This window comes from Labrys sp. F242 (assembly GCF_057813875.1).
Genome location: NZ_JBVASG010000002.1, coordinates 672,401 through 689,274, shown reverse-complemented (window position 1 = coordinate 689,274; position 16,874 = coordinate 672,401). Strand labels below are relative to the sequence as shown.

Below are 16,874 nucleotides of genomic sequence, written 5' to 3'. Positions count from 1 at the left end.
GCACCGGAAAGCTTGCCTCTTCCCCCTTGCGCATCAGGCCTGGAGCGCTCTACTTCAAGGCATGAATTTCGCCAGCGACAATTGGGCTGGAGCCAGCCCCAGGATCATCGAGGCGCTTGCCCGCGGCGCCGATGGTATCGCCCCTGCCTATGGGCAGGATGATCTTACCCGTGAATTGAAGGCACGCCTCGCCGATCTGTTCGGCTGCGAGGTCGGCGTGCTCTTCGCTGCCACCGGCAGCGCCGCCAATTCCCTGGCCCTGAGTGCCCTCAGTCCGCCTTATGGCGCTGTCTATGCCTATGAAGAGGCGCATATCGTCGGCGACGAGGCCGGTGCGCCAGAGTTCTTCACCCATGGTGCGCGCCTGGTGCCGATCGCCGGCGCCAGCGGCAAGCTGACCCCGGCCGGGTTGGAGGCCACACTGGCACGGGGCTCGGGCTCCGGCTCTGCCATCCCCAAGCCGGCCGTGCTGTCGATCACCCAGGCAACGGAAAGCGGCACGGTCTATCGCCGGGGTGAGATCACCGCCCTGACCGAGATCGCCCGGGCACGGGGCCTCAAGGTGCATATGGATGGCGCGCGCTTCGCCAATGCCTTCGCCTTCCTCAAGAAGGCCGATGGCATCAGCCCCGCCGACATCACCTGGAAGGCGGGTGTCGATGCCCTGGCCTTCGGCCTCACCAAGAATGGCGCTCTGATGGCCGAGGCTGTCGTGCTGTTCGAGCCGGAGAAGGCGGCCGAGATCGAATGGCTGCGCAAGCGCAGCGGTCATGTCGTCTCCAAGGCCTGGCCGATCGCCGCGCAGTTCCTGGCCATGCTGGAGAACGATCACTGGCTCGATCTCGCTCGCCACGCCAATGGCATGGCGGCGGCTTTGTCGCAGGGCCTCGTCGCGGCGGGTCATCAACTCGGCTATGAGACGCAGGCCAACGAAGTCTTCGCCATCCTGCCGAAGACCGTGATCGCCCAATTGAGGCAGGCCGGTGCCCGCCTCTATGAATGGCCTGTTCACGGCCTACAGGCTGACAGGCGGCCCGCCGCCGATGCCGACCTCGTGCGCCTGGTCACCTCCTTCGCGACGAAGGATGAAGAGGTGAAGAGGTTCCTGGCGCTGGTGGGGTAGGGGGAGCGGCGAGGTGGCATGTCGGTCGCAACGGCGAGGCAGTTGCGTAAAAAGCTGACTCGGCAGGAAATCAAACTCTGGCAGCGCCTCCGCGTACTGCGGCCCCAGGGATTCCATATCCGGCGCCAAGTTCCGATCGGTTGCTATGTTGCGGATTTTGCCTGCTTGCGCCGGCGCTTAATCATCGAAGTCGACGGGAACCAGCATGCAATGCCTGAAGGGCTTGCCCGGGATGGCATCCGCGATGCCTTCCTGGCGGAGCGGGGTTTCAAAATCCTGCGCTTTTCGAACTACGACGTCGATCATGCACTCCCGTCGGTGATCGATACAATCTTCGAGGCACTGCACGGCCGCTGGAAAGAAGAGGAGGGGTAACTCCCTCAAGCTGAGGCTACCCTTCCACCTTTGCCGTCCCTTCAAAACGAAACGCAATTATCCTTCCCCGGCTTCGGGGAAGGTGTCGCTGCGCAGCAGCGACGGAAGGGGGAGAGTGGCGCCAGTTCGCTTTTGCTAGCCTGGTTAGTGCCACTCTCCCCCACCCGACCTCGCTGGGCTCGGCCACCCTCCCCGAAGTCGGGGAGGGATTCCTGTGCTTTATTCGGCGCACCCGCGCTACGATGCGGGCCTTTACTTGTCCTTCAACACCAGCGCACTGGTCAGGTCGCCGAGCAGCTTCTGCTTGCGGGCGGCCATCGCCGTGTCGCGCACGGTGATGCCGTGCAGGGTCGGCAGCTCGAAGCGGCGCGTGATGAAGCGCAGGATCGAGGTGGTGTCCATCGGGGTGTGGTCGACAATGCCGCGGCGCGCATAGGGCGAGACGATGATGGCCGGGATGCGCGAGCCGGGGCCCCAGCGATCGCCCTTGGGCGGGGCGACGTGATCCCACAAGCCGCCATTCTCGTCATAGGTGACGACGACCAGCATATGCGGCCATTGCGGGCTCTTCTCGAGATGGGCGATCACATCGGCGATATGGGCGTCGCCGGCCTGGATGTCGGCATAGCCCGAATGCTCGTTGAGGTCGCCTTGCGGCTTGTAGAAGGAGACCTGCGGCAGCTTGCCGGCGTCGATCGCCTTGATGAATTCCACGCCTGCCAGGCCGCCGTCGCGCAGATGCTCGGCCCGGGCCGCAGTGCCCGGTGCGAAGCTGGCGTAATAATTCAGCGGCTGGTGGTGATACTGGAAATTCGGGATCGGCGTCTTGTTGCCGTGGTCGAGCACGTCCTGCCAGGCCCCGCCATACCAGGCCCAACTCACATGTTTGAGGCTGAGCAGGTCGCCGATGGTCGGTTCGGTCTGGGGCGGCAGCGTCGTCGGCTTTGCAGGATCGGCCAGCGCCTTGTCGCCGCCCTTCACTGGGTCGTTGCCGCTCGGCTGATAGGGCGGCTGCATGGTGTTCACGGCATAGAAATCAGGCGTGAGATTGCCGTCGCCGGCATATTTCGGGATGCCGTCCATCGCCGATTTCGGCGAGTTGGCGGCGGGCTTGAGCGTCACCCCATCGGGCTCGACCACCGCGATCGAGGGCTTGGCGGGGCTGGTGTCGGCGTTGGGGTAATAGGGCGCGCAGGCGCAGACCAGCCATTGATGGTTGAAGAACGAACCGCCGAAGCCGCCCATGAAGAAATTGTCGGCCAGGACATATTTCTGGGCGACCTGCCACATCGCCGTTTTCGAGCCGTCCCACAGGCTCATCACCAAGGCGCCGGAATCGGCATAGGCGACAAATCTGTCATTGCGCCCGCCATTGATCTGCATCTGGTTCTGGTAATAGCGGTGCCAGAGGTCACGCGTAATGGTGCCGTAGCTGAGGTTGAAACCCTTGGAGTCATCCGCATGGAAGGGGAGGTTGGGCAGGTGCTCGGTCTCGGCCTGGGTGACCGGCGGTGTCACGCCCTTGGCGGTCAGGCCTTCCCAGATCGGCGGCAACTGGCGGAAGGGCTTGCCGTCGCGATCGCGCTGGATGCGCGCGCTTGCGGGTGCTTTCGCCACGCCGTTGGCGCCCGGAAAGCTGCCATAAAGATTGTCGAAGCTGCGGTTTTCCGCATAGATCACCACCACGGTGTCGATCAGCTTCAGATCCTCGGACGTTCCGGGCGCAGGCTTGGCTTTCTGGCCTGAAGCGCTTTCGGCAGCCAGCGCCGGCCCGAACGCCGCGATGGAAAGGCTCAACGCGTACACGACCGCCGCAGGTTTCATGCGCATCTGGGTCTCCTGCATCGATTTGCTTGTTGCTATCGTTCCCCTCAGCCCCTCATCTTATCCGGGCTGGCGGCGGAAGCCACCCCCGATCGCAATGAAGGAATGCAGCCATAAGCTTTCTTTGCAACAGGCGTGTGAGGCGATTGGGCGGAGCCCTGGGGCTCGCCCTGCCGTTGCTGGCGATGACCTCGGTCCAGGCCGGCCAAGACGTGTCCCGTGCGATGTCGCGCGCGCAAGTACGCCAGCAGGCGCAGGCCCTCGGCGCCCTCGGCCGCTCCCTCTTCTTCGATCCCTCCCTGTCGGGGTCGGGCAAGCTTGCCTGTTCCTCCTGTCACGATCCCGCTCATGCTTTCGGGCCGGTAAACGATCGCGCGGTGCAGCTCGGCGGCGGCGACATGCATCGGTCCGGTGTGCGTGCCGTGCCCTCCTTGAAATATCTGCAGGTGGTGCCGCCCTTCACCGAACATTTCTACGATTCCGAGGATGAGGCCGACGAGAGCGTCGACAACGGCCCCACGGGAGGCCTGACCTGGGACGGGCGGGTCGACCGCGGCGCGGATCAGGCCCGGATTCCGCTGCTCTCGGATTTCGAGATGGGTAATCGGGATGGGGCCGAGGTGGCCCGCCGCGTGCTCGCCGCTGGGCACGGCAAGGCCATCGCCGCCATTGCCGGGCCGAAGGCGGCCGGCGATCCCGCCCTGGTCTACAAGACCGCCCTCAAGGCGCTCGAAGTGTTCCAGCAGGACTACCGGACCTTCTATCCCTATTCGAGCAAATATGACGCAGTTCTGGCCGGCAAGGCCGAGCTTACGCTCCAGGAGGCTCGGGGACTGGACCTGTTCAACGCGGCAGACAAGGGCAATTGCGCCTCCTGCCATATCAGCCAGCGCGGCAATGACGGCACGCCGCCGCAATTCACCGATTACGGCCAGATCGCGCTGGCCGTGCCGCGCAACCCCGACATTCCCGCCAACAAGGATCCGGCCTATCACGATCTCGGCCTGTGCGGGCCGCTGCGCACCGACTTTCTGAAGCGCGAGGATTATTGCGGCCTGTTCCGTACGCCGACCCTGCGCAACATTGCCCTGCGCAAGACCTTCTTCCACAACGGCACCATGCATTCCCTGCGCGATGCCGTGCGCTTCTATGTCGAGCGGGAAACCCATCCGGAACGCTGGTATCCGCGCAAGGCCGACGGCAGCATCGACAAATATGACGATTTGCCCGAAGCGGCAAAGGCGAACATCAACACCGACCCGCCCTTCGACCGCAAGGCCGGCGACGAACCGGCGCTGACACCGGCGGAGATCGACGATGTCGTGGTCTTCCTAGGCACGCTCACCGACGGCTATGAGCCGGCAAAGTGAGTATCGGATCGAAGCGACGGCCCTCTGGCCTGCGCTTCATGCGGTTCAGCTTCCCGCGGACTGGCCCGGCAGACCCAGCAGGCCCGTGACCGCCTCGGCGCCCTTGCCGGAGGCGGAGACTTCGCCATTGTCCCGGATTTCCAGCGCTGCGCCGTTGGAGAAGCTGAGGGACCAGCCGTCATCGCTGTCGTTGCGGCGTCGGTCGGTGAGTTCGATACCGGCCGCGGAAACCAATGCAATGGCCTTGTCGATGTCCATGGTCGTCACCTCGTGCAAGATGCCCCGGATCTTTCCCCCGGTCAGTTGGATCGCGAAGCCGCGGCAAGTCAAGGAGAAAGGGTCGGCCTTGGGAGGTTGGGGCGTGCCATCCTACCGTAACGGCATATCAAGTGTCGAAAGCATCGGGTTTTTCGGCAGGGCCCTATCGCCAGAAGGCGATATTCGTGTCATGGCTGCGGCCATTGCCCTCATCCGGGCATGACGCCTTTCTGCCGTGAGGAATCGATGCTGAAGACCAGCCTTAGTCTCGCTTTTGCCCTTCTGGTAAGTGCCGCCCAGGCCCAGGATGCAGCGCCTGCCAAATCGCCGCTGCCCGGCGGGGCCTCCTCCATCCAGGAGAGCTATGAGGACTGGCGCGTGCTCTGCAATGTCGTCAACAATGCCAAGCAATGCGCGGTTCAGCAGGTCCAGAGCGATACCAAGACCGGCCAGCGCGTGCTGGCGGTCGAGCTGAACCCCACGGCGGACGGCGGTACCACCGGCAATCTCGTGATGCCGTTCGGCCTGCAATTCGATGCCGGCGTGTCCCTCGCCCTGGATGCCGGGATCAGCGGCAAGCCGCTGAACTACAAGACCTGCATCCCCGCGGGCTGCCTGGTGCCCCTGGCACTCGATGCCAACACCATCACGGCGCTCAAGGCCGGCAAGCAGCTCAAGCTCACGGCCAAGTCGGTCGACGACAGCGTGAAGCCGCTCGTCTTCACGGTTTCGCTCAAGGGATTCGGCCCGGCACTCGATCGGGCGGCTACCATCTTGAAGTAGTACCAGCCCGCATTGGGGCGACTATTTTCCCGTCAGACCCAGCCCTGCAATTCGCGCGTGACCACATGTTCCAGCACGCGCTGGCCCTCGGGGCTGTCGTTGAGGCAGGGCAGATAGGCGAAGTGCTCGCCGCCATTGTGCTGGAAGATCTCCTTGTTCTCCTCGCCGAGCTCTTCCAGCGTTTCCAGGCAGTCGGCCACGAAGCCAGGCGCCACGATGGCGAGGCGCTTCACGCCGGATTTGGCCAGCCCTTCCACGGTCTCGTCCGTATAGGGCTTGAGCCACTCCTCCTTGCCGAAGCGGGACTGGAAGGTGATCTTGAAACGGGCCTCGTCATAGCCGAGCGCCTCGCGCAGGAGCCGCCCCGTCTTCATGGCAAAGCAGTAATAGGGGTCGCCCTGGATCAGATAGGTCTTGGGCACGCCGTGGAAGGAGGCCAGCAGCACCTCCGGTTCGAAGTCGAGCTTGGCGAGATTCTGGCGCACGGAGCTGGCCAGGGCCTCGATATAGACGGGGTCGTCATGCCATTGCGGCGCGATGCGCACGGCCGGCTGCCAGCGCAGGGTCATCAGATGTTCGAAGGCCTTGTCGCACACCGTGGCGCTGGTTGCCGCCGCATATTGGGGGTAGAGCGGCACGATCAGGATGCGGTCGCAGCCCTCGGCGCGCAGGGCGTCGATGCGCGAGGCGATGGAGGGATTGCCGTAGCGCATGGCAAAATCCACCGTCAGGCGGGAATCGGCGGCGAAGGTCTCGGCCAGCTTTTCGGTCTGGCGCCGTGTGATCACGAGGAGCGGCGAGGCGTTCTCGGTTTTGTCCCAGATCGAGGCATATTTGGCGCCGCTCTTGCCGGGCCGCGTCGTCAGGATGATGCCGTTGAGCAGCGGCCACCACAGCAGGCGCGAGACCTCGATGACCCGCCGGTCGGACAGGAATTCCTTGAGGTAGCGCCGCATCGGCCAGTAGGTCGGCGCGTCCGGGGTGCCGAGATTGACCAGGAGAACACCGATCCTTCCGCTGGCCCCGACGGGATGATCCGCCGGAACGGGAAGAGCGCTTGCTAGGTGAGAAGTCATGCCGGGTCCTTTCCAGGCCTTTCAACAGGCTGAGCGTCTGGCTTGCAACAGATTTGTGCGGGCGCGACGCCATGGCGCCTGGCAACCCGGTGAAACCACTGGGAATCGCAAACTCCTGTCCAAACAAGGCGCTGAAGCGAAACAGCGTGGCCGCTCCGACGCGCATTGCGCCGGCGGCCGCATTCCTACGAGCAATTCACTTGCAGGAACCGCCCAGGCCCGCTTATCTTTCTGCCATGAGGACCGACGCCATCGAAATCCGTCTGGCTCGCCCGGACGACGCCCATGCCATCGCCGATGTGCATGACGTCGCTTGGCGTTACGCCTATCGTGGCGTCATTCCCGGCCGTGAGCTCGAGCGCCTGGTCGAGCGGCGTGGTGCCAAATGGTGGCGCTATGCCATCGATCGCAAGACCCGCATCGTGGTGATGGCCTTTGGCGGCGTAATCGCCGGCTATGCCACCTATGGCCGCAACCGGGCCGTCGGACTGCCCTATCAGGGTGAGATCTTCGAGCTTTACCTGCGTCCGGAATATCAGGGCATCGGCCTGGGCAAGCGGCTGTTCAACGCGGTGCGCCGCGATCTCAACGGCCATGACGTCAAGGGCATGGTGGTCTGGGCGCTGGCCGACAATGTGCGGGCCTGCGATTTCTACCGGCGCCTCGGCGGCCAGTCCGTCGACAGCATGGTGGAGCGCTTCGGCGACGTGAAGCTGCAGAAGATCGCCTTCGGCTGGGCCGCCTGAACGAGGCCTGGGCTGGTTTGCATTTTTGCCAGCGGTCCGATCGGTCGATGACCCTCTTGTTTCCCATCACCTTCCGAGCGCGGTCATCAATTCGATGGCGGTCGTCTTTCTTCATTGCCGGAAGGCACGACCGGCCAGGGATGCGCGAGCGAGGCATCAGGTAGCCCGAGGTGCCGGTTACGCATTTGTAATCCTCGGTATCATCATGGCGGTCGATAAAAAATCCAGCGTATAGTTCTGCGGACGTGTAGAGGCGCAAGTCCTCCTTTCGAGATTCCTCAGATGACCGATACCATTTCTATAATAAATGGTATGAATATCTAGTTTTTAATAATTCTAATTCTAATCTAAAGTGTTTGACGGGAACTTCTCGGTGAGCCTAGAGATCGGGTGTTCAATCAATCCCTTGGCTGAAGCCAACCGATAGAGGTTCTGATGAGAGTTTTCCTGCCGCATCGCCGTGCAGCCCTCGCGGGGGCCGTCGCCCTTGCCGCTGCTTTGTTCGCTGCTCCCCTGGGCGCCCAGGCCGAGGATGCGGGCATCACGGTCTATAATGCGCAGCATGAAAGCCTGACCAAGGCCTGGGCCGAGGCCTTCACCAAGGAAACCGGCATCAAGGTGACGCTCCGCAATGGCGGAGACACCGAACTCGGCAACCAGCTGGTGCAGGAAGGCGACAAATCGCCCGCCGATGTCTTCCTCACCGAGAATTCGCCGGCCATGGTGCTGGTCGACAACGCCAAGCTGTTCGCGCCGCTATCGGCCGAGACGCTGGGCGAGGTGCCCGAGGCCTTCAAGCCCTCGCATGGTCGCTGGATCGGCATCGCCGCGCGCACCACGGTGTTCGCCTACAACAAGACCAAGCTGACCGAGGACAAGCTGCCGAAGTCCCTGCTCGATCTGGCCGATCCGTCCTGGAAGGGCCGCTGGGGTGCAGCGCCGGCCGGCGCCGACTTCCAGGCCATCGTCAGCGCCTTGCTGGCCCTGAAGGGCGAGGAGGCCACCGCGACCTGGCTGAAGGGCATGAAGGCCAACGTCAAGCCGTTCAAGAAGAACGGTATCGCCATGAAGGGTGTGAATGACGGTGAGGTCGAAGGCGCGATCATCTACCAGTACTACTGGTTCGGCGACCAGGCCAAGACCGGCGAGAACTCCAAGAACGTTGCGCTGCATTACTTCCGCAACCAGGATCCGGGCGCTTTCGTCAGCATCTCGGGTGGTGGCGTGCTCGCTTCCAGCAAGCACAAGAAGGAAGCCGAGGCCTTCGTGAAGTGGGTTGCCGGCAAGGGCGGCCAGGAAATCCTGAAGACCGGCAATTCCTTCGAATATGCGGTCGGCAAGGATGCCGCTTCCAATGCCAAGCTGGTGCCGCTGGCCGATCTGAATGCTCCCAAGATCGACCCGGCCCAGCTCAACAGCAAGAAGGTCAGCGACCTGATGACGGCGGCCGGCCTGCTCTGAGCGACCGTACACCGCGCCGCGCCGATATGGCGCTGCCGACATAAACCTGACATCATCGCGCCTCCGGCTCTGCGCCGGAGGCCTTCGCTTTTCAGGACACCTCGTGTCATCGACGTCACCTCAGCCCGAAATCGGCAGTTTGCGCGTATCTTCACCCGGCTTCACCGGGCGCAATGCGGTCGCCATGGCTGCGGTACTGGTGTCCCTGCTCGCCTTGCTGCCGCTCGGCTTCGTGATTTTCATCACTCTTCAGACCGGCTGGCAGACCGTCTATGAACTGGTGGTACGCCCGCGCGTCGGCGAATTGCTGGTCAATACCGTCCTGCTCGAGGCCGTCACCATTCCCATCGCCATCGTATTGGCGGTGGCTCTGGCCTGGCTGACCGAGCGCAGCGACCTGCCGGGCGCGCGCATCTGGTCCTGGCTCGCGGTGGCGCCGCTCGGCGTGCCGGCCTTCGTGCATTCCTATGCCTGGATCAGCTTGGTGCCGGGCATGCGCGGCCTGTGGAGCGGTGTCCTGGTCTCGATCATGGCGTATCTGCCTTTCCTCTATCTGCCGGTGGCTGCCCAGATGCGGCGGCTCGACCCGGCACTCGAGGACGTGGCGGCGAGCCTGGGCCAGTCGCCCTCGCGCGTGTTCTTCCGGGTGATCCTGCCGCAATTGCGGCTGGCGATCTGCGGCGGTTCGCTGCTGGTCGGCCTGCATCTCCTCGCCGAATACGGCCTCTATGCCATGATCGAGTTCGACACCTTTTCGACCGCGATCGTCGACCAGTTCCAGTCGGCCTATAACGGCCCGGCCGCCAACATGCTCGCCGGCGTGCTGGTGCTCGCCTGCCTCGTGTTGCTGGGGCTGGAAAGCCGTCTGCGTGGCCAGGAGCGCTATGCCCGCGTCGGCTCCGGGGCTGCCCGTCCGGCGGCGCGTGCGCGGCTCGGCCTGGCCACTCCGATCTGGCTGGCGCTGCCGCTCGGCCTCGCTCTCCTTTCGCTGGGCGTGCCGCTGCTGACGCTCTCGCGCTGGCTCACTATCGGCGGCGCGGCGGCCTGGGCGTCCGGCGATATCGGCACAGCCCTCGGCCAGACCCTCGGCCTCGCCCTGCTCGGCGGGGCCGCGACCACGCTGGCCGCCCTGCCGATGGCCTGGCTGTCGGTCCGCGCACCGGGCCGCCTGCAGAAGGTGCTGGAGGCCTGCCACTATTATGTCGGCTCACTCCCGGGCGTGGTGGTGGCGTTGGCGCTAGTGACGATCACCGTGCGGGTCGCCCTGCCGCTCTATCAGACCATGACGACCTTGCTGCTGGCCTATGGCCTGATGTTCCTGCCACGGGCCGTGGTCGGGCTGCGGGCCAGTCTGGCGCAGGCACCCATCGAGCTCGAACGGGCCGCGATGGCACTGGGGCGCCCGCCGCTCAAGGCGATCTGGCAGGTGACCATGCGCCTGTCGGCCCCGGGCGTCGCTGCAAGCATGGCGCTGGTCGCCCTCGGCATCACCACGGAGCTGACGGCGACCCTGATGCTGGCCCCCAACGGCACGGTCACCCTGTCGACGCGGTTCTGGTCGCTGACCAACGACATCGACTATGTGGCGGCGGCGCCCTTCGCGCTCCTGATGGTGCTGCTGTCGCTGCCTCTCACCCTCCTGCTTCACTATCAGTCCAGGCGATCGATCGGCCAATGAGTTTCCCGAGCCAATGAGTTTCCTGACCATAGACAAGGCCGGCAAGCGCTATGGCGCCATGGTGGCGCTCGATGGCGTCAGCCTGGAGGTTGCGTCCGGCAGCCGCACCGCCATCGTCGGCCCCTCCGGATCCGGCAAGACCACGCTGCTCCGCCTGATCGCCGGTTTCGAGGGGCCGGATGCCGGCCGCATCGCCCTGAACGGTACCGTCCTGGCGGATGGCCCTGCCATCGTGCCCGCCCATCGCCGCGGCATCGGCTTCGTCACCCAGGACGGGGCGCTGTTTCCCCACCTCACCATCGCCGACAATATCGGTTTCGGCCTGGAACGGGGTGCCAGGGATCGGGACGAGCGTATCCGCGCCTTGATGCGCACCGTCGATCTAGATCCGCGCCTGCTGGAGCGCCGGCCGCACCAGCTTTCCGGCGGGCAGCAGCAGCGCGTGGCCCTGGCTCGGGCACTGGCGCGCCAGCCCAAGCTGATGCTGCTGGATGAGCCCTTCTCCGCCCTCGATACCGGCCTGCGCGAGGCGACCCGCAAGGCGGTGGCAGCCCTGCTGCAGGAGGCCGGCGTCACCACCATCCTCGTCACCCACGACCAGACCGAGGCGCTGTCCTTCGCCGACCAGGTCGCCGTGCTGCGCGAGGGCCGGCTGGTGCAGGCCGGTGCACCTCACGATCTCTACCGCCGGCCGTGCGATCGCGAGACGGCGCTGTTTCTGGGCGAGGCTATCCTGCTGAAGGGGGAGGCCGGGGTCGGTTGGGTCGATTGCGTGCTCGGCCGGCTCGCTGCCGGCACGCATGGCCGGCGCGGCGATGTCGAGTTGATGCTGCGCCCCGAGCAGGTCAAGTTCACGCCGAGCACGGACGAGGCCGCGCAGGGCTGTTTTGCAAGCGTGGTGGACGTGGAATTCGGCGGTGCTCTGCGGGCCGTGACGGTGCAACTGGCCGATGGCAATCGGCTTCGCATCACCGGCACCGGCCTCGATCTGCCGCCGACCGGCACGCGCGTGCGCCTGAGCGTGGCGGGGCCGGCCCATGTTTTCGAAGCATAGAGGGATGCTGCCGCGGCAGCCTCCGTTGTGACACTCCCGTGACGGAAGGGGCATCCGTCAGTGTTTCCCGTGAAACTGGCATCATATTCTTGTGATCTTCGGGTTGAAACGCATCCGCGTTCCGCATAAGGCTGCAGTCTGATCGGGGTCTGGAGGCATCCTGCGCCAGAACCTGCCTTACAGGATGTGATCTACGATGCGTATCGAAGCGATCTCGACCGGACGCAATCCGCCGCATGAGGTGAATGTCATCGTCGAAGTTCCCGTCGGCGGCGAGCCCATCAAGTATGAGATGGACAAGGATTCCGGCGCGCTCGTGGTCGATCGCTTCCTCTACACGCCGATGCGCTACCCCGGCAATTACGGCTTCGTTCCGCACACGCTGTCCGATGATGGCGATCCCATCGACGTCTTGATTGCCAACCAGCGCGGCATCATCCCCGGCGCCGTGATCGCGGTGCGTCCTGTCGGCGTCCTGAAGATGAGCGACGAATCCGGCGGCGACGAGAAGATCATCGCCGTGCCCGTGTCGCGGCTGACCCGCCGCTACGAAAAGGTGCACAACTATACCGACCTGCCGGAGATCACCCTCAAGCAGATCGAGCACTTCTTCGAGCACTACAAGGATCTCGAGAAGAACAAGTGGGTCAAGGTCGAGGGCTGGGGCGACGCCAAGGAAGCGGAGGCGATGATCCTCGCGGCCATCGAACGCTACAAGGCGAGCAACAAGGGCTGAGGCTGCCCTTTGCGCGGGTTGGACGGCGAGCGCGGTCGTTCGCCCCCAATGCCGGACAGCCTGCGCTGGGCGCCGTCATTTCACGGCGCCCATGGTCAGCCCCTGCACCACGAAGCGTTGGCCGAAGAACATCAACACCACGGCAGGGATGGTCGATAGCACCGAGGCGGCGGCCATCTGGCCATATTGCACCTCGAACTGCTGGGCGAAGCGGGCGACGGCGACCGGTACCGTCGCTGTCGAGCGATCGGTCAGTGTCAGCGCCACCGAGAATTCGTTCCACGAGAACACGAAAGCCAGCACGCCCGCCGCGATCAGGCCGGGCGTCGTCAGCGGCAGCAGGATCCGCCAGAAGGCGTCGATCTGCCGGCAGCCGTCCACGCGAGCAGCGTCCTCGAGCTCCTGCGGCAATTCCCGGAAATAGGCCATCATCATCCAGATCGTCATCGGCAGATTGAGGGTGATGTGGGTCAGCACCAGGGCCGTCAGCGAGCCTGCCAGCCCGACTTGGCGGAAGATCAGGTACCAGGGCCCGACCAGGGTCAGCGTCGGCAGCATGTTGAAGATCAGCGTCCAGCCCAGGAACAATCTGGAGATCCAGGGCTTCACGGTCAGCCGGGTCAGCGCATAGGCGGCCAGCGTGCCGATCACCAGCACTGAGACCGTGGAGGTCGCGGCGACGATGAGGCTGTTGAGGATGTTGGCGGGAAAATCCGAGCGCCGCGAATAGAGCACGTCGGCGTAGTTGAACCCGTTCGGTGCAAACAGCCAGCTTCCACGCAGAATATCGATCTCGTTCTTCAGCGACTGCAGCGCGATCCACAGGAAGGGGGCGATCGTGATGAAGACGCCAAGGGCGATCAGGCCGTAGCCGATGGCGCGGGAGTTGCCGCGAAGCTCCAGCATCAGCGCGCTTCCATGGCTTTTCCGGCACGCCGGCTGATCCAGATGAAGCAGAGCAGCGCCAGGATGATCGCCAGCGACAGCATCGAGCCGTAGCCGAGCTGGTTCTCCTGGAAATAGACCTTGTAGAGATGGAGGCTCACCACCTCGGTGGCATTGCCGGGGCCGCCCGAGGTGAGCAGGAACACCTGGTCGAACACCTTGAAGGCCATGATGATGCGAAACAGCGCGGCCACCAGCAGTGGCGGCCAGATCAAGGGCACGATGATCCGGGTGACGATGTCCCAATTGCCCGCACCATCCAGCCTGGCGGCATCGACGATATCCTTCGAAATGCCCTCGACCGAGGCGAACAGGATGAGGAAGACGAAGGGCGTCCAATGCCAGACGTCGACGATGATCACCGAGATCAAAGCGAGGGAGCTCGATCCAAGCCAGTTGATCGGCTGCAGGCCAATGGCGGTTACGGCCTGGTTCAGCACGCCGAAGTCGAGATTGTACATCAGCTTCCACATCGAGCCGATGGCCACGGGCGGCATCAGGACGGGCAGGATGAGCACCGTTCGCACCAGCCCCTTCAGGCCGCTTAGCGACGAGACCAGGATGGCCAGTGCCAGCCCGATCAGCATTTCCAGGCAGACGGCCGCCACGGCAAAGACGACGGTGTTGAGCAGGGCTCGCCGGAAGACTTCATCTCCAGCGAGTTGGCGCAGATTATCCAGAGGCCGGAAGGTCCAGATTTCCCGCGCCTGTTCGAAGCGGATGTCGGCAAACGCCATCGCCATCAGGTTGAGCACGGGATAGATCGTCAGGGCCAGCAGGACCAGCATGGCCGGTCCCAGCATGAACCAGGCGAGGTGGCGGTCGACGAAATCGGACACACTTTCCCCTTTCAGAATGGCGGCACCGTTGTCACGGCAACCGGCTTCCTCCCGTTCCCTGTGCGATTGTCGGGGTCATTCCGGCAAGGGTGGCAGCATGCCGGTCTTGCGGCCGTTCTTCTCGAAGAGGGCCTTCATGTCCCGGGCGATCTGGTTGAGGGCGGCGGCCGAACTCATTTCCCCGACCAGAGCCTGGTTGATGCGCAGGCCGACATTGTTGCTGATGGTCGTGCCTTCCGCATAGAAGAAGACTTGGCGGCCATATTTCAGCGAATCCTGATAGGCCGGCATCCAGCGAAATTCCGGCCGGTTCCTGAGGTCGGAGGAGAGCACGTCGCTGCGCACCGGAATGCCGCCCGCCTCGGCATAGGCATATTGCGCCTCATAGGTCAGGAACCATTTGGCGAAGGCCACCGCGCCCTTCCTGCCGGCTTCCGAGGCATTGGCGGGCACTCCCAGAATGAGGTTGCCGATGGCGATGCCGGGTTCCGCTTCGGCGTTCGCCTTGGGCAGGACGGCCGCATCGATCTGGCCTGTAACGGCGGATTTGCGCGGATCGTCGAAATTGGGGAAGGCTGCGACCACGGCATGTCCCTGCATGCCCTTGCCTGTTTGCATGAGCTGGATGACGTCGCCCTGGCCCAGGCTCGCGTAATTGGCGGGGCCGCAATTGCGGCTGATCTCGATGAACTTGTCGAGTGCCAGCTTGGCCTGCGGGCTGTTGATCGTCACCGTGTAGTCGCCATGGGCGGGGTCGGCCTCGGCCTTGGCGCCATAGCTGAGCATATAGGCCATCCAGTCATAGAAGATGCCATTGCCCTTCTCGCCGCGCTGCAAATAGCCGTAGGCGGCCGGCGGATTGTGCAGCAGCTTGCAGTCGGCGAGCACCTCGTCGAAGGTTGCCGGCGGCTTGAGGCCCTTCTCCTTGAAGACGTCGCTGCGGTAGTAATAGAGCTGGACATTGCCGTTGGGCGAAAAGCCCATCACCTTGCCCGTGCTGCAATCAGGATATCGCTTCCCGGCGTCCCAGCAATTGCTGTCGCCATAGGTGTAGGCTTCCTTCGGCCATTTGAAATCGGGATCGATATCCGTGAACGGCGTGAGAAAACCGCCTTCATAGAACTCTACCGCCGAAAGGCCGTTCATGTTCACCAGATCGAGCGGGCTGGTGCCACCGTTGCGCACGGCCGAGCGAGCCTTTTCCAGCATGCCGTCAAACGGCGTAACCTCGAGATTGACCACGTTACCAGTCTGGTCCTCGTACAGTTCGACGGCCTTTTCAAAGCCCTTGTACCAGGGCGAGGCATTGATCAGAACCGTGATCGGCGCCTGTTTGCCAACCTCCGCGAAGGGGGCCTCGGCCTTCGCCACGCCTGTGGCTGATATCGACATGCACAGGGCGGCGAGGATCGCGGGTTTGGCATGCCGATGGCTCATTCGAGTTCTCCCTTGTCCGATACTCCGACCGCTCGGCCGGGAGTCTGCCGCCAGGCTCCGCCCATAACCGGAATTGGCCCCGCTCCGGATTGCACGATAGGTACTGCCGCCAAGCTTGGAAAATGATATTGAGTGCATCTATCCATAACTTTTGGGAATGGCATGGATCGCAATCTCAAGGCTTTCCTCGCGGTGGCGCGGGAGGGCAATCTCACGGCGGCAGCCGAAAAGATCGGCCTGTCGCAACCGGCCCTCACCAAGACCATTCGCCGGCTGGAACTCGAATTCGGCAGCCAGATCTTCCACCGCACCACGCGCGGCATGGAACTCACAGTCGCCGGCCGCAAACTGCTCGAGCGCGCGCGGGCGATCGAAACCCATCATCGTCACGCCCGCGAGGAGATCAGGGCGCTCGGCAAGGGCAGCGTCGAGATGTTCACCATCGCGGCGGGCATGTCCTATCAGATGGCGATCGCTCCGGACCTGGTGAAAAGGCTGAGTCTGGAATTTCCGCAGACACGGTTCACCCTCGACTACAACCTCGCCGATACGACCTTTCCGCAATTGCTGGAGGGGCGCGTGGACCTGCTGCTCGGCATCCTGCGCGGCGAACCGCCGGAAGGCATCGAGACCCGGCAATTGTTCAATGTCGAGATGTGCGTCTATTGCTGCGGCGACGACCCGCTGGCTCAGTCGGACAGCGTGGCCGCCCGAGACCTCAGTGATCGCCGCTGGATCGTCTACAAGCGCGACGGCACCGTGGTCGAACGCCTGAAGACCTATTTTCGCGACAGGCGCCTGCGCTCGCCCGAGATCGTCATGGAGGTGGAGACCCTGGCGGCAAGCTTCCGGATCATCAGCGGCACCTCCTACTTCACCTTGGCGCCGGTGCAGGTCGAGGCGATGGCCAAAGCCGCCGGCCTGAAAAAGCTCCTGTTCGAAGACCCGTTCTGGCGCTTTGCCTCGGGCGCCTGCTTTCGTCGTTCGACCAGCGAGTTTCCGATCCTCACCCGCTCGCTCGACCTGCTTGAGCAACTGGTGGACGAGCAGGGGACACTGGCGTGAACGGAGCTTGCGGGTAGTCGCGATATTCCGTCAGGTTATGGTGGGGGTGAGTTAATATCATTTTCCGGGTCTGAATCGAGCCGCTAAACCATCCAGACGGTGCT

At 63.9% G+C, this 16,874-nt stretch carries 16 protein-coding genes; 10 read left to right on the top strand and 6 right to left on the bottom strand.

The features are described from left to right. Nucleotides 1-61 precede the first annotated feature (61 nt). Nucleotides 62-1,123: a threonine aldolase family protein gene (locus ACZYTC_RS18690; RefSeq protein WP_488990268.1), complete on the top strand. Its 1,062-nt coding sequence runs from the start codon at nucleotides 62-64 to the stop codon at nucleotides 1,121-1,123. An 18-nt stretch (nucleotides 1,124-1,141) separates the two neighbouring features. Further along, entirely contained in the window at nucleotides 1,142-1,498 is a 357-nt protein-coding gene (locus ACZYTC_RS18685) for an endonuclease domain-containing protein (RefSeq protein ID WP_488990267.1), read from the top strand. A gap of 252 nt (nucleotides 1,499-1,750) precedes the next feature. On the opposite strand, the gene ACZYTC_RS18680 is transcribed toward ACZYTC_RS18685, so the two are convergent. After that, the gene (locus ACZYTC_RS18680; RefSeq protein ID WP_488990358.1) at nucleotides 1,751-3,322 is read right to left on the bottom strand and encodes an acid phosphatase; all 1,572 of its coding nucleotides are present in this window, start codon (nucleotides 3,320-3,322) and stop codon (nucleotides 1,751-1,753) included. A gap of 185 nt (nucleotides 3,323-3,507) precedes the next feature. Here ACZYTC_RS18680 and ACZYTC_RS18675 point away from each other — a divergent pair, with 185 nt between their 5' ends. Then, a complete protein-coding gene (locus ACZYTC_RS18675) occupies nucleotides 3,508-4,692 on the top strand; it encodes a cytochrome-c peroxidase (protein ID WP_434959743.1) in 1,185 nt (394 codons plus the stop codon). A gap of 45 nt (nucleotides 4,693-4,737) precedes the next feature. Here ACZYTC_RS18675 and ACZYTC_RS18670 read toward each other — a convergent pair whose 3' ends face one another. Further along, a complete protein-coding gene (locus tag ACZYTC_RS18670) occupies nucleotides 4,738-4,950 on the bottom strand; it encodes a hypothetical protein (protein WP_434959003.1) in 213 nt (70 codons plus the stop codon). Between the two features lie 246 nt (nucleotides 4,951-5,196). Here ACZYTC_RS18670 and ACZYTC_RS18665 point away from each other — a divergent pair, with 246 nt between their 5' ends. Next, nucleotides 5,197-5,733 (top strand): invasion associated locus B family protein, encoded by a 537-nt coding sequence (locus ACZYTC_RS18665; protein ID WP_434959004.1) that lies wholly within the window; start codon nucleotides 5,197-5,199, stop codon nucleotides 5,731-5,733. A 32-nt stretch (nucleotides 5,734-5,765) separates the two neighbouring features. On the opposite strand, the gene hemH is transcribed toward ACZYTC_RS18665, so the two are convergent. Further along, on the bottom strand, nucleotides 5,766-6,809 hold the full coding sequence (gene hemH, locus ACZYTC_RS18660) for a ferrochelatase (protein ID WP_488990266.1): 1,044 nt from the start codon (nucleotides 6,807-6,809) through the stop codon (nucleotides 5,766-5,768). Nucleotides 6,810-7,045: 236 nt separating this feature from the next. Between hemH and ACZYTC_RS18655 the strand changes: the two genes are divergently transcribed. The 5 genes from ACZYTC_RS18655 to ppa all read left to right on the top strand — a co-directional run bounded on the left by ACZYTC_RS18655 (nucleotide 7,046) and on the right by ppa (nucleotide 12,484). After that, entirely contained in the window at nucleotides 7,046-7,555 is a 510-nt protein-coding gene (locus ACZYTC_RS18655) for a GNAT family N-acetyltransferase (protein ID WP_434959006.1), read from the top strand. A 435-nt stretch (nucleotides 7,556-7,990) separates the two neighbouring features. Next, entirely contained in the window at nucleotides 7,991-9,016 is a 1,026-nt protein-coding gene (locus ACZYTC_RS18650) for an iron ABC transporter substrate-binding protein (RefSeq protein WP_434959007.1), read from the top strand. A gap of 184 nt (nucleotides 9,017-9,200) precedes the next feature. Continuing rightward, nucleotides 9,201-10,694, top strand: a complete 1,494-nt coding sequence (locus ACZYTC_RS18645; protein ID WP_441772270.1) for an ABC transporter permease — start codon at nucleotides 9,201-9,203, stop codon at nucleotides 10,692-10,694. A gap of 13 nt (nucleotides 10,695-10,707) precedes the next feature. After that, nucleotides 10,708-11,748: an ABC transporter ATP-binding protein gene (locus ACZYTC_RS18640; protein WP_434959008.1), complete on the top strand. Its 1,041-nt coding sequence runs from the start codon at nucleotides 10,708-10,710 to the stop codon at nucleotides 11,746-11,748. A 196-nt stretch (nucleotides 11,749-11,944) separates the two neighbouring features. Continuing rightward, on the top strand, nucleotides 11,945-12,484 hold the full coding sequence (gene ppa / locus ACZYTC_RS18635) for an inorganic diphosphatase (RefSeq protein WP_434959009.1): 540 nt from the start codon (nucleotides 11,945-11,947) through the stop codon (nucleotides 12,482-12,484). A gap of 75 nt (nucleotides 12,485-12,559) precedes the next feature. Here the strand turns inward: ppa and ACZYTC_RS18630 are convergent, their stop codons facing one another. The 3 genes from ACZYTC_RS18630 to ACZYTC_RS18620 form a co-directional block, all read right to left on the bottom strand. After that, nucleotides 12,560-13,390 (bottom strand): carbohydrate ABC transporter permease, encoded by an 831-nt coding sequence (locus ACZYTC_RS18630; RefSeq protein WP_441772135.1) that lies wholly within the window; start codon nucleotides 13,388-13,390, stop codon nucleotides 12,560-12,562. Beyond that, nucleotides 13,390-14,268 (bottom strand): carbohydrate ABC transporter permease, encoded by an 879-nt coding sequence (locus ACZYTC_RS18625; protein ID WP_434959011.1) that lies wholly within the window; start codon nucleotides 14,266-14,268, stop codon nucleotides 13,390-13,392. The genes ACZYTC_RS18630 and ACZYTC_RS18625 overlap by 1 nt, the downstream gene beginning before the upstream one ends. A gap of 75 nt (nucleotides 14,269-14,343) precedes the next feature. Next, on the bottom strand, nucleotides 14,344-15,705 hold the full coding sequence (locus ACZYTC_RS18620; RefSeq protein WP_488990265.1) for an ABC transporter substrate-binding protein: 1,362 nt from the start codon (nucleotides 15,703-15,705) through the stop codon (nucleotides 14,344-14,346). Between the two features lie 162 nt (nucleotides 15,706-15,867). On the opposite strand from ACZYTC_RS18620, the gene ACZYTC_RS18615 reads away from it, so the two are divergent. Beyond that, the gene (locus tag ACZYTC_RS18615) at nucleotides 15,868-16,770 is read left to right on the top strand and encodes a LysR family transcriptional regulator (RefSeq protein WP_434959013.1); all 903 of its coding nucleotides are present in this window, start codon (nucleotides 15,868-15,870) and stop codon (nucleotides 16,768-16,770) included. Nucleotides 16,771-16,874 lie beyond the last annotated feature (104 nt).

Excerpts from the sequence above, each read along its gene's own strand:
- ACZYTC_RS18690 (WP_488990268.1), top strand. The coding sequence starts at position 62 with ATGAATTTCGCCAGCGACAATTGGGCTGGAGCCAGCCCCAGGATCATC.
- ACZYTC_RS18685 (WP_488990267.1), top strand. The coding sequence starts at position 1,142 with ATGTCGGTCGCAACGGCGAGGCAGTTGCGTAAAAAGCTGACTCGGCAG.
- ACZYTC_RS18680 (WP_488990358.1), bottom strand. The coding sequence starts at position 3,322 with ATGAAACCTGCGGCGGTCGTGTACGCGTTGAGCCTTTCCATCGCGGCG.
- ACZYTC_RS18675 (WP_434959743.1), top strand. The coding sequence starts at position 3,508 with ATGACCTCGGTCCAGGCCGGCCAAGACGTGTCCCGTGCGATGTCGCGC.
- ACZYTC_RS18670 (WP_434959003.1), bottom strand. The coding sequence starts at position 4,950 with ATGGACATCGACAAGGCCATTGCATTGGTTTCCGCGGCCGGTATCGAA.
- ACZYTC_RS18665 (WP_434959004.1), top strand. The coding sequence starts at position 5,197 with ATGCTGAAGACCAGCCTTAGTCTCGCTTTTGCCCTTCTGGTAAGTGCC.
- hemH (WP_488990266.1), bottom strand. The coding sequence starts at position 6,809 with ATGACTTCTCACCTAGCAAGCGCTCTTCCCGTTCCGGCGGATCATCCC.
- ACZYTC_RS18655 (WP_434959006.1), top strand. The coding sequence starts at position 7,046 with ATGAGGACCGACGCCATCGAAATCCGTCTGGCTCGCCCGGACGACGCC.
- ACZYTC_RS18650 (WP_434959007.1), top strand. The coding sequence starts at position 7,991 with ATGAGAGTTTTCCTGCCGCATCGCCGTGCAGCCCTCGCGGGGGCCGTC.
- ACZYTC_RS18645 (WP_441772270.1), top strand. The coding sequence starts at position 9,201 with ATGGCTGCGGTACTGGTGTCCCTGCTCGCCTTGCTGCCGCTCGGCTTC.
- ACZYTC_RS18640 (WP_434959008.1), top strand. The coding sequence starts at position 10,708 with ATGAGTTTCCTGACCATAGACAAGGCCGGCAAGCGCTATGGCGCCATG.
- ppa (WP_434959009.1), top strand. The coding sequence starts at position 11,945 with ATGCGTATCGAAGCGATCTCGACCGGACGCAATCCGCCGCATGAGGTG.
- ACZYTC_RS18630 (WP_441772135.1), bottom strand. The coding sequence starts at position 13,390 with ATGCTGGAGCTTCGCGGCAACTCCCGCGCCATCGGCTACGGCCTGATC.
- ACZYTC_RS18620 (WP_488990265.1), bottom strand. The coding sequence starts at position 15,705 with ATGAGCCATCGGCATGCCAAACCCGCGATCCTCGCCGCCCTGTGCATG.
- ACZYTC_RS18615 (WP_434959013.1), top strand. The coding sequence starts at position 15,868 with ATGGATCGCAATCTCAAGGCTTTCCTCGCGGTGGCGCGGGAGGGCAAT.